Below are 12235 nucleotides of genomic sequence, written 5' to 3'. Positions count from 1 at the left end.
GTGATCTTAATATTACTATTAGGGTATTGTTTGCTGCAGGTTTTTGGATTTAACTGGCCTTATCGTTAGCGGAATCCACGAAGAAAGTAACTCCGTTTTTTCTCATTTGTCCATAATGTTGGTTAAGCGCGTTAAGTTTCTTTTTGCTGCATGCTTCGTATAGAAACAACCAATTTTCATCAAAATATGGGAGTGCTTTGGATTTATCCTTTTGAGCTTGTTCGATAATTGTGTCTAGAATCTTGTCTGCTTCTTTGCGGAGATCGACAAGTTTGTTAACATTATTGCTACGAAGGCAATAGAAATAATAAGTAGCAAGGAGAACTCCATCCTCTATTAGTTTATTGTCGAACTTTACATCAAAGGTTTCGTCGTGGACGTCGAGCTTGTCATATAGATAAATTATCCAAGCACAACTTGAGTAGTCATTCATTGAAAGCCTATTTTGATAAAGATCTTTCAGTGAATTAAGCATATTGGTTCGCGTATAAAAAACAAGGTCATGCGGTTCAATAATGCCCTCCCAGAGCAAAGGTGTTATGTACGGAAATATGTAGCACATATTAACGGCTCGTGAAATTAATGCCTTTTTTGCATTCGTAGTTAGCTTGTATTTCTTGAGCATACTAAAGGCATATTTCATTGACGTTGCTTTGTTTCCATCGTTATGAACGATTTCCAGAACATCATCAAGAAAATCATTGATTTGTGGGAATTTGAGTAAACCCTTCGCTTGATTCTTCTTTCTATTCAAGCGTTTCGAAACAACAATATGATTACGAACCTTTCTTACCCAAGCCGATGTTGCTGACTGGGGTAATTCCTCGATCATAGTCTTTTCTGTATTTGGCGTTAGCCCAAACATGCTAAGTGATCTTGTAAATTGTGCTATAAAGCGTTCACATTCATCAATTGTTTTTCCGTAAAAGGTGTAGTCGTCAATATTGCGATAAAATAATCGAAAACCTGCCTCTTTTATATCCTTATCGACAGCTGTCAAAATTATTTCCGCGAGAACGTGTGAGGCTATAGGACCGATTGGGACACCATGGGTCTCACCATTCATATGCGCTTGAGTGAGTGTATCGAGTGTGTCCCACACAGTCTTATGTTCGTTATTCTTCACTTGTTTTTTGGTTTCATTTTTTCCTATCGCGGCCCAGGAAAAAGCATGAGTGTAAATTGATGGAAAACAGGATGAAATATCGGTTCTAACAACATACCGGTTATTCGTGCTCATCTGGATTTCGTCAGAACCATCTATTTTGAAATTTTTATATGTCATCTTAAAAATTGACTTCGTATCACGAAGCCTTCTGACATGGAGTCTGCTCACTTTATGTTGATCGTCTTCGGTCATCCGTTCAAAGTGTGGCACCAAGTCGCTAGACCAATGTTCAGCGATTGCGTTGCAAAGGTCGTAATATGAAAATGGTTCAGGAATATCAATTTTCCTTCGTTTACCGTTATCGCGATGTTGCCAAAATTCGATGTGTCCGCGCCACGTGCCCGTTTGTGTGCAAGGTTTGTAAGCTTTCCTCCATTCGGCAAAAAGATGGCTCTGAAAAATCGGAGGTAACTTGTCAGAAAACATTCCATGCACGAATAAGCCCTCCATTAATGCAGTCTTGGATATCGCATTAAGCTGCCGAGCGTACAAACTTTTCTTCATAAAAACCTTTTACGTATAAAATCGGTTGCAACGTCATCCGCTACAAATTCCACCCTTCAGGGCTCGATTTCTTGTAGTCAATTCCAAGCGCTTCAAAGTGCTTCTTTGCAGCGTCAATCTTCGCTTGTTCCTTCGGACGTAGTAAAGCCGCATTAGCTGTGCTCTTCGTTTCGCGCACCATGTAAATTCGGTCTTCACCGTCTACGTGTTTAACAATCGCCCAGTCGGGATTGTACGGCCCAACTGGGGTATCGATCTTAAACTTAGGCGGCAGCTTGGTAAAGAGTTTTATATCCTCGCGACCGTCGAGAATCTCAGCAAACTTCTTTTCAGTGTCGGAATCGAATACCACATAGTCGAAATCGGTCTTTTGCTCGTTCTTGACCTTGTAGAGATTATCTAAGAAGTATGCTTTTTCTTTTTCACCATCTTGCTGAAGCTCACGCAATGAATACACGCTGCCGCCGATTCGCTCATACTGGATGCCTTCGCTTACAACCTCAGCCAGTTCGTCCTGGATAGCTTCAGTCACCAGCTTGATGAAGTCGTTGGGGTTACCGATGAATTCATTAAGTCTGCCAGATCCAATAAGAATATCTACGATTGTTTTGCGTGTGAGGGATGTAGCCTCCTGAAGCTGTTTCACAATGTCGGGAAGCGGATAACTACTGCGGAGATCAGCAGAGCGTTGCGAAGTTTCATCCGCATGCGCCCCGCCGCGCTCAATACGCAACTGTGCTTTCGTCACTTGAATACGTAGCGGTTCAATATACTCGATCTTCTTAATCCGCTTAATTGCATTGGCGATCAACTCGTCGCTATCAAACCGCACACTGTATGTTGTCTTCGCACTAATCGCTGCCCAAAATGCTTCGAATTCGGGTGAATCATAAATCTGTTTGTTGAGTTTTCTCGTCACTCGATGTCGTGTCGATTTCACGATTCGCTCGATTTTGAGATCCTTTAGCCGTTCAATGATGAGCTGCTCAATGGGTGAAAATTCAGCGGATAAGTTCAGACTGAAATCAGGTACCTCCGGCGCAAATTTTTCCGTGAGATGCCCTTTAGCGTCAATGATTTTGTTGTCTTTGAGCTGATTCCAGATTTCTTTGGAACGGGTAAATCCGAGGTTGATGACTTCGTCACCGTTGTGCCATGGAAGATCCGTAAACTCGTTTTCGCGCACTACGCCGATCTTTACGCCCGCTTTTTCGTATTCGTTTTGCAGGGCGTTAGCGAATTCTTTGTAACTTTCATCGGCGACGATGGTCAGTTGCGCCACCGCTCGATCCGATACGCGTTCACCAGCTGCGTTGACGGGGAGGCGCAAGCCGCGGCCGATTGTTTGACGGCGTTCGGTTTCGCTTCCTATTTCACGGAGTGTACAGATTTGGAACACGTTGGGATTATCCCAACCTTCACGAAGAGCAGAGTGGCTGAAGATGAATCTTACTGGTTCTTCCTCAGAGAGCAAGCGTTCCTTGTCTTTCATAATCAGATCGTAGGAGTCGTCATCCTTAGCAGTTCCTGTCTTCGGATCGTAGTACCTACCTTTAGTTTTTGAAAAGTACGCACGGCGATAGTCAATGGGTCGCTCCGGAAGCAGCTCTAGTACTCGCGGATTACGTTCGCGTTCTTCTTCAAAAATTTGGTCGAAGTATTGCACAAATTTCCCGTTGGCTTCTTCATTTGAGCTACCGTCGCCTAGATAGCTCGCTACTCTGTCGACGAAGAATAAGCTCAGTACTTTGATTCCGCGTGGACGAAGCATTGTTTCTTTGCGGAAATGTTCGCGGATTGTTTCGCGAATCATCTCGCGGTATACGGCGTCTTGGCTACCGCCAATTTGTTCGCCAATCTGCAACAACCCATGCTTTGAAAGCTCAATGTACGGTGGTTCGATGCTTACTTCGTTAATTCGCCAGTTTCCTGAGTAAGTATCGTTGTCTGTAGCACGAGCGAGGTCGACTCCTTGTGCTACCCACTTTGAGGAGCGGGAAACGGTTCCGTCTTTCTTTCGAATATTGAGCTCAAGTTTCGCTTCCCACTTTTTTGGCCCGTGGCGCACCTCCAATAGCTTGATATAAGGAGTAGTGTTGGTTCCGCTTTGGAGAGTTTCCGCAATTGCGATGCCTTTCACCAGCTCAAGGTTGTGGGCTGCTACTGGATCGAGCTGGTATACGAGGTTGCGATTCTTCTTATGGGTCGCTGAATAACGTAGTGTGAAAGCGGGACGGAGCTCCTTTACCGAAGATTTGGAAAGATCTGATTCCATATTCTGTGGTTCGTCCATGATTACAATTGGTTTGACGGCGCGGAGGAAATCCACAGGACGAAGACCATTGAGACGGTCACGGTGCTGATGGAGAATACGGTTTTTGGCATCGCCTTTAATTGCATCTACCGTCATCACCATAATTTGGATAGCGGTAGATGTCGCAAAGCTCTGAACTTGTTCTGCGTTCTTTCCGGAATACACGAAGTGGTTGAAATTTAAGGTAGGGTAGAGCTTCTTGAAATGATCTTTCATCAAGTGAATGCTCGAATTCACACCCTCGCGAATAGGTACTGACGGCACGAGAATCACAAACTTCGTAAAGTTGTATCTCTTCGCTAGCTCAAAGATAGTGCGCAGATACACGTAGGTTTTTCCTGTGCCTGTCTCCATTTCAATATCGAATTGGAGACCGTCAACGAGCGATGCAGACTCGGGTAAACCGTTATGTTCTTGGCGTCGTTTGAGGTTGTCAAGGATCGTTGCTTCGCCCAGCACGAGATTATTGCCGATAGCTCCGATTTCTTGCTGTATCTCTGAATCTGTGTTTACTCCAAACTGTTCATCGGCTCCAGGTAGCCTGCTTTGTCCAAGAACGATGGGAAGTGAATGTAGCCCTAAGAGGGCCTCAGTCAATTGCCCAGAATCGTATGGCTGACCATCGAAAAGGTCTACCACTGTGTTGATTGCGTCAAGCTGGTAGCCGTAATTCTCGTCGAATTTCAGTTTCATTGTTTGCCTCACGCAGTCCAGAGTTCAACGTGATTGATTTTGCACATCTGCACTAGGTTCGTTTTTAGCTCATCGTTGCCTTTGAAGGCATCTTCAAGGATGACAAAGCGTGCTGGCTTTGTATCGATAAACGCGCGAAGTTGCTCCAAAGTTGGGGACTGATGCTCATCAAGGTAGGCCAGCACGGCTAGCCCGCCTTCATTATCATGAACGGCGCGAAGGCTGACGCCAGAAATCTCGATATTGTCTACTTTTTCCGTAAGGGACATACCCTGTTTTAGGAGAAGCTCTGTGAAGAGATCATCGATGCGTGATCCATCTGAGGCAGAATCTACCGTTGAGAGTAGTTCGCCCTGTAGTATAGTTTCCGTAACGTCACTTCCAACGTTCCACTTTGTAAAGTTCGTGTCAGTGAGCTTGTATGCGCGGAAGCCGGTATCGAGATCTGTACGGCCGTCAAGCTTGGATTTTTCTTCTGCGAGAATCTTTTCGCCTGCGCGGCGAATGCGCTCACGAGAGATTTCAGGAATAGTGTAATAACCAGCTTGGCGAGCTTCAGACTTTTCGTCTGTTGGCTCAGGAAGCTGAACCATAATAAAATTCCGGTTCCCACCGTCCTCAGCATTCAACTGCATCACGGCATGAGCCGTAGTTGCAGATCCTGCGAAGAAATCGAGAATTTGATCTCCTGAAGAGGTTGCAGTGAAGATACTGATTAGGTATTGGATAAGCAATATAGGCTTGGGAAAACTAAAAAAGATGCCCATATCTCCGAGCAGCGAGCTGTTTTTCTTAGTAGTCCCAAAATTACTAAGAACTGAGATCACATGTCCTTGGTCGTCCTTGCGGAGTTTTACCATGTATATTGCTCCGGTTTCTCGGAGTTCAAATCGAGTTTCTCTGTCCTCAGAGTCTACTATGGGGGTAAATCCATTTTTGATAAAAAGTTCTAAAAGATTGCGAGAGCTCCAACCGCTATATACATTTCCTGGGTTCCGAGTTTTTCCAGATTCAACTTGAATGTCATTTTCATAATAAGGATATAGATCGGTTCGTTTTCTGATTATTCCTGAGTCGAAATTCGCTGGAAAGCCTTTGGGTAGGAATACGGATGAAGGTGGGTTCGCTGGTCCATTTTTAGTTATTGAGTTCTCAATTTCCTTTTTGAAAAGCTTACTGTTTTCTGAAATATTCGGGTCGATAACTGTAGGTTTTGCAAAGCGATCAGCTTGGCGTGCATAGGCGAGAATATACTCATGAACGCCTTTAACTTTGCTTTGCTGATCCACATTTCCTTCGTTTCGCCATATAAATTGGGCGATAAGATTATTTTCGCCGAATACTTCATCGCAGAGGTCTTTAAGGTGCGATTGTTCTTTTTCGTTAATGGAAATAACGATGGCACCGTCGTCAGTGAGCAGATTTCGCGCAAGTTTAAGGCGCGGATACATCATGTTGAGCCAATTAGAATGGTAACGTCCCTCAGATTCTGAGTTGCTGGATGCCTTCTTCCCTTCGCCGTTTACCTGCTCAGTCCACTCAAGATAATTCTTCATGCCATCACGGAAATCGTCTTTGTAAACGAAATCTTTACCTGTGTTGTATGGCGGATCAATATAGATCATCTTGATCTTGCCATAGTAATGGTTCTGTAGAACTTTGAGCACTTCGAGATTGTCACCCTCGATAAACACATTCTGAGTGGTATCCCAATTCTTGGAGTTCTCGAAGTCGGGCTGAAGCGTGGCAGTAGTAGGAGACTGAGCCGTGCGAATTGCTTGTTTCTTGCCTGGCCAGAATAGGCCGAAGCGTTCAGGAGAACTAGATACGTCGTCGCTGAGAAGTTCTTTTAACTTTTCGAAGTCGATTTTTCCGTCCGCTACTGCTTCAGGAGCGAGATCGGCAATTTGTTCTGCAAGTTCGGTGCGAAAATCTGGCGAAGCGGGTGAAATCTCGTGAATGTCGCCAGTTTCTTCTACAACGCCAAAACCGTCTGTCATAGTTAATCTCCTGTTACCAATGTTCAAGTTCTAAATAAAATTTACTTTACGATTCGCCAACGGATCGTAAACAGTTCTTCCTGTGTTTCGCTACCCTTCAACGAGTCTTCCACAGAATCAAGGTAGTTTCTCGATTCCTTGCGGAGTTGTCGCCTTTGCTCGCGAAACGTATCTTCGGCGTCGTCAATCTGATCTTCAAGACGATCTGCTTTCCGTTTGAGCTTCAAGCTCTCTAGTGCGTCGTCGGTATTTTTTGCTTCCTTGCGTAACTGCTTAATTTTGGCTTCGAGCTCTCGCATGAGCTTCTCATGCTCGGCTTTGCGGTCTTGTAGATTGCGATAGGTGACGTCTTCTTGCTCAGAGTAATAACGCGAATTGCGATGCTTGACTTCTTTATTGAGGGATTCGGCTTGTGCTTCCAGTGCTTCGCTTAAAGGGGCTATATCGACGTTACTGGTGGCTGTGGTCTGAACTGGAGTTAGATTTAAGATGTCATCCACGTATTCACTGTCGAGTTTCTTCCCGTGGGTAGTTCGGCCAGCGGAAATAAGGTACGACTCAGATAGATCTTGACCTTGGGCGAATATCGAAAAGGTTAGTTTCCGAACCGTCAAGATTCCCGATTGGCCAGCAAGCTCGCGCACGGACTTGGTAGCGCGAGGAGACTTGCTAATACTGAACTCAATCTCCACCTCTGGGGTATGGCTCTGCAAAGCTGAGTCAATGACGTATCGAGCGAGCGGGCTCGCGTAACGATACTGGTGAGCATGTGGAAGTGGGCTGGATTTGAAGAAATACTGGCCAACCTTTACTTCTTCAGCTGGTGCTCGGTTGAGGTGGAAATTGTGTGTATCAGAATCAAATGTCGCGTAATCGGCAAGTTCGTAGCGCGTGAGACTCATCAGCAAGCGTTCAAATTGGTTGAGAACTTGGTCTGACTGCTTGTCGTAATTCTTCAAACGATCTTGCACGTGTGGATCGAGGTGATCGAAGACTTTCGTCTTCGCCTTCTTCATCTCTGCGTCAATTTCGCTTGCATATTCTGCTTCCAGCTGGTCGAACGCGGCACTGATCTCTTCCGCCGTCTTAAATTCGGCAAGAATAGCGGCAACTTTTCGTTCCATATCTAAGCCGTCTTCAATACTACCGAGGATCTCATCGGAAGCTCCGAATACTGAGCTGAACAGTTGGAACTTTTCAGTAAGAAGCTCAAGGATTCGCTGCTCTGCAACATTCTCTTTGTTGAGGAAGTTTGCAATCACCACATTGAACCTTTGTCCGAATCGGTGGATACGGCCGATACGCTGTTCAACTCGCTGAGGATTCCACGGCAAATCGTAGTTGATGAGCATTGAAGCGAACTGCAAGTTCACACCTTCGGACGCTGCCTCGGTAGCGATCATAATTTTTCCGTGATCACGGAAGTAATCCACAAGAGCTTTACGGCGATCAGCTGAAGGATTTCCAGTAATGAGATCGGTATCGGCATTCGCCTCAAGCCAGTCGCGGTAAATCTGGTTAGCTCGCGGAGAGTTATTTGTACCGTTGAAAAGCACGAGGCCATCGCCATAACCAATGTCAGTAAGATGGCGTTCCAAATAAGCTTGAGTGACCGTTGAATCGGTAAAGATAATCGCTTTTTCTGGAGCACCGATTTCACGAAGTTTGGCGAAACCCTGCTCAAGGGCGTCGCGTACATGCACTGCTTTTTGGTTGACAGTGATGGAGCGAGCCAGTGCTGCGTAGCTACGGAGCTCATTGATTTCTGCTTCGATTTCTTCCTGAACGTTACGATCAGAAATCGGGTTATGTTGCGCGTTGATGTTTTCCAGTTCTTCGAGTTCGTCACTTGTTAAATCGAACTGTTCATCTTCGAATAAGTTGCCACGCCGGTTGCGAAGTTGCCCAGCCTCTAGCTCTGATTGTAAACGGTTCGCAATATTCTCCAGGGTGTGTGCAACAGCGTAGGTTGATGACCCGAGACGTTTGCGAATGATCGTCGCAGAAAGGAATCGTTGAGAACTCGCGAATGCGTAAAGATCGTCGCGTTGGAGGTAGGCATCTACAAGGTCATAGAGGCGTTTTTCATCGTCTGATGGTTCAAACTCTACTGTCATAGGGATACGCTGGGTGAAACGGATATACTTTTCAGCGTCACGGCGAAGTGTTCGTTTCGCGATGGTGCGCACTCGTTCGGCAAGATCATCGCCGCCCACTAGTGAGCGGTTTTTGATATACCGCTCGCGAAAAGCGTCAAGCGAATGGAAAAAATAGGTATCGAATGTAGAAACTAATCCGTAAAGCTCCTCAAGGCGATTCTGGAGAGGTGTAGCGGTAAGTAATACAACTTTGCTAGCTTGACGGAAAACGTGAGAGATTGCGTTCGCCGTCTTCGCGTTACCTGACCAGTAGTTACGCAGACGGTGTGCTTCGTCTGCAACGATAATATCCCACTGACGCAATAATGCTTCTTGGTTTGATTTCGCGAACTCGTACGAAACGATCAATACCGTGGGCTCCGCTGACGGGCCGTGTTTGTGAAGCTTATCTTTCGTTTTGTGATCGATGAGTTCAGCGGGAAGCATGAATTTTTCCCACAGCTCCTGCTTCCACTGTTGGCGGAGGCTGGCGGGGGCAATAATCAATATTCGACGTTTACGTTCAGCCCAGAATTGGCTGATAACAATTCCTGCTTCGATAGTCTTACCAAGGCCAACTTCGTCGGCTAGGATAATTCCCTTCATATATGGCGTTTGCAGAGCAAAAAGGGCAGCGTCGATTTGGTGTGGTTTTGGTTCTACTTGTGCATCAAAGAGCAGGCCGGCAAGTTTCCCAACATGTTCATTGGAATATGAACGTTCCAGTTGGTGAGCGAAATATTTTGCCTGATAATCATTCAGGGAAGTGGCGCTGGCATCGTTGCCCACAGATGCTCCTTCGTTGTGCTACGGCGTACTGAAAATTATACATATTCAAGCACGTACATTTCTTTCTTGATCAAAAAGAAAACGTAATCATTAATATTGTTGTATTAAGTGTATGCGAATGTTGAGGTTCATTGACGAATCTCGGTTTTTGAAGAATTCCTCGAAGGGCCACAGGTGAAGGAAAGCGAAAATATTACGTGGTTCGATATTTTGCAATCGATAAGTAGGATGAGATCAAGAAATAAACGCAAGATTTAATAACGATCCGGACTAGAGTTTCGGATTTTGAAATATTAGCGATGGTAGGCGGTGCGGCTATGAACAATCAATACAACGACAAATTGACAGGGCAACAGGCGTTTTATCTGTCCGAAGAACTGGATTCTGCGAAACGCTTATTGCAGTACGGCATGCATACGCTCGGATCGGCTGTATTTATTGACACTACGCGTGAGCCTGTACTGACGTTGCTCTCGATAGGTGTTGAAAAATTATTGAAGTTGGCGCTTGGTTATGTCTATCTGGATAAGAATCGTGAATGGATACCTGCCAAAATTCTCAAAAAAGATTATGGTCATGATCTAAAAAAGATGGATGCCGCACTACGACGAGTAATTGAGGAAGGGATAAACAAAGCAACGCATCCTCAGTACGTTAAAGATGCCTTACACGAGCTCGAAAGGGATCCTTTGTGGCCCTTGATTCTCGACACGCTTGACCGTTATGGGAAATCTGGACGTTTTTATTATCTTGATGCGCTTGGTGACAACCCTCAAACACAGGAAAGTCCGAAAGACTATTGGGAGAAGGTTGAGAATAAGGTGATAGAAATGGATCCAAGTTTGCAGGATCTCTTACATCGGTACATCTCGCGTGAGTGTCGTCGTGAGGAGTATATCCAAACTCTGACCGCCAAAATAGCTGAAAGTTTGGAGACTTGGCGCGAGTTGATTGCAGTTGCGGCAAAACAAGGAGTATTGGGAGATCGTGCAAAAACCTTGGGCTGTGATCTCAAATTAGCAGAGCGTCAAGTCGAGGGAGATACCATATACTGACGAAAGCTTGCCCAGCTTGAGTGGGCTAATTAGAACTAGGACTTTTCATCAATATAAAGGATTTTTCTTATTGCGAGGTAGCATCAGAAATTAGCTAACGTTTCCTAACGAATGGCTCTCCTTCGCCAGGTCATAAACCTCCAAACATATTCCCCAGCTTCTGAACCCTCGCACATATAATGGCCTTGGCAGCGTCATTTCATCGTCCTAGCGCAACTAGTCCACTGAAAGCAGGTTCTTATGGGTATCAACATCACCAGCGCGTCCGGCGTCGGGTCACTCACTGCTTCCCAGGTAACGTCTGCCCTGCTCGGTGCGGCAGTCGGTGATGCCTTTGGCGTTCCGTTCGAGTTTCTAAACGCGGATCAAGTCGCCCAACACCCACTCGACGCCATGTATGCTGCGAGTGACGTTGACTCAGCCAATTCCCGGCCGTGCCGCGCGATACCTGCTGGCGCCTGGAGTGACGACACCTCCATGGCCGTCGCCACAATGGAATCGATTATTTCCCACCAGGGCCGCCTCGACCTCACCGACGTCATGCGCCAATTCTTAGCCTGGTGGGAGGAAATAAAATACTGCTCCATCGAGCGTCCATTTGGATTGGGAATGACGGTGATGATGGCGCTCGGACGCTTCCAAGGAGGCACGCCCGCCCTTGAATCCGGCGCAACACGTGTGCGCGACAACGGCAACGGCGCCCTGATGCGCATTTTCCCGATCGCTCTTCACCTGGCAGCCGGTGGGCATGCATCTGCCGGTGGCTACGGGGCAAGCTGTGGGCACACAGCAACAGGTGAACATGTGCCAACGAGCGTGTGCAGCGAAGTCACCGCGTCCAACCCCTCTCGCGAACAAATCCTTTCCCATGAGCCACCTCATTCCCGCGAACACAGATGGAACGTCGTCTCCCAAGCTTCGCAAATTACGCACGGACACGCGATCTCCCAGCTCTCGTGCATTATTTTCTGCGAGTTTCTCTGGGGAATCCTCGCTGGTCTTGACGTTACGCGGGCGTACCAGCGCGCCGTCGCCCTCCCATACAGCGACTGGCGCCCAGACGATCCACAATGGCAGGAGGCGCTCGCGGCACATTCAAAAATCTTCAGTCCCGAGTTTGTTTCGCTTACTCCTGCGGACTTCACGGCGTCGGCGTACGTGGTCGATACCCTCGAAATCGCGTTGTACTCGCTGTTGCATACGACGTCGTACCCCGAAGCTATCCGCACCGCCGTCCGCTTCGGTGGCGACACCGATACCTACGCGGCGATCGTGGGCGCGGCCGCGGGCATTGCGTATGGCGCCGAATCGATCCCACGCAACTGGCTCGACGCCGTCAAACGCCGTGACTACCTAGAAGAACTGGCGAAGCGCTTTGCCGCTGTGGAAGGGATCTGAGGCACGCGTTCCCGGATCTTGACAAAGTGGGATTAAAGCACACAGGAATGAAAGTCTAACTGTTCGACACAACCGTGTTCCCGCGCAAGCGGGCAAAAGTTATTGATGTGGAGTGCCACTGACTGCCGGCTCATCCCTATTTTCTATAGAAGACAGAATCTAAGAAACAGTCGACA

6 protein-coding genes are annotated in these 12235 nt (G+C 46.8%); 2 read left to right on the top strand and 4 right to left on the bottom strand.

Annotation, left to right across the window (positions count from 1 at the left end):
- Positions 1 to 49: 49 nt before the first annotated feature.
- The 4 genes from EZJ44_RS01190 to EZJ44_RS01175 are packed head-to-tail and all read right to left on the bottom strand — an operon-like array spanning position 50 to position 9606.
- Entirely contained in the window at positions 50 to 1672 is a 1623-nt protein-coding gene (locus EZJ44_RS01190; RefSeq protein WP_131279302.1) for an RNA-directed DNA polymerase, read from the bottom strand.
- 40 nt (positions 1673 to 1712) lie between these two features.
- Positions 1713 to 4679, bottom strand: coding sequence for a restriction endonuclease (locus tag EZJ44_RS01185; RefSeq protein WP_131279300.1), 2967 nt, complete (start codon positions 4677 to 4679; stop codon positions 1713 to 1715).
- An 8-nt stretch (positions 4680 to 4687) separates the two neighbouring features.
- Positions 4688 to 6679 (bottom strand): site-specific DNA-methyltransferase, encoded by a 1992-nt coding sequence (locus EZJ44_RS01180; RefSeq protein WP_131279298.1) that lies wholly within the window; start codon positions 6677 to 6679, stop codon positions 4688 to 4690.
- A 41-nt stretch (positions 6680 to 6720) separates the two neighbouring features.
- Complete coding sequence (locus tag EZJ44_RS01175) at positions 6721 to 9606, bottom strand: SNF2-related protein (RefSeq protein ID WP_241658543.1); 2886 nt, start codon at positions 9604 to 9606, stop codon at positions 6721 to 6723.
- A gap of 317 nt (positions 9607 to 9923) precedes the next feature.
- Between EZJ44_RS01175 and EZJ44_RS01170 the strand changes: the two genes are divergently transcribed.
- Both EZJ44_RS01170 and EZJ44_RS01165 read left to right on the top strand, forming a co-directional pair.
- On the top strand, positions 9924 to 10661 hold the full coding sequence (locus EZJ44_RS01170; protein WP_131279296.1) for a hypothetical protein: 738 nt from the start codon (positions 9924 to 9926) through the stop codon (positions 10659 to 10661).
- Between the two features lie 240 nt (positions 10662 to 10901).
- A complete protein-coding gene (locus EZJ44_RS01165; protein ID WP_131279294.1) occupies positions 10902 to 12059 on the top strand; it encodes an ADP-ribosylglycohydrolase family protein in 1158 nt (385 codons plus the stop codon).
- Positions 12060 to 12235: the final 176 nt, after the last annotated feature.

It is taken from the genome of Arcanobacterium bovis, from assembly GCF_004331995.1.
Lineage (GTDB): Bacteria > Actinomycetota > Actinomycetes > Actinomycetales > Actinomycetaceae > Arcanobacterium_A > Arcanobacterium_A bovis.
Note: the sequence above shows the minus strand (reverse complement) of the source record. Positions and strands in the feature narration are given on the sequence as shown.

Coding starts and splice junctions, on each gene's coding strand:
- EZJ44_RS01190 (WP_131279302.1), bottom strand. CDS start 1,672: ATGAAGAAAAGTTTGTACGCTCGGCAGCTTAATGCGATATCCAAGACT.
- EZJ44_RS01185 (WP_131279300.1), bottom strand. CDS start 4,679: ATGAAACTGAAATTCGACGAGAATTACGGCTACCAGCTTGACGCAATC.
- EZJ44_RS01180 (WP_131279298.1), bottom strand. CDS start 6,679: ATGACAGACGGTTTTGGCGTTGTAGAAGAAACTGGCGACATTCACGAG.
- EZJ44_RS01170 (WP_131279296.1), top strand. CDS start 9,924: ATGAACAATCAATACAACGACAAATTGACAGGGCAACAGGCGTTTTAT.
- EZJ44_RS01165 (WP_131279294.1), top strand. CDS start 10,902: ATGGGTATCAACATCACCAGCGCGTCCGGCGTCGGGTCACTCACTGCT.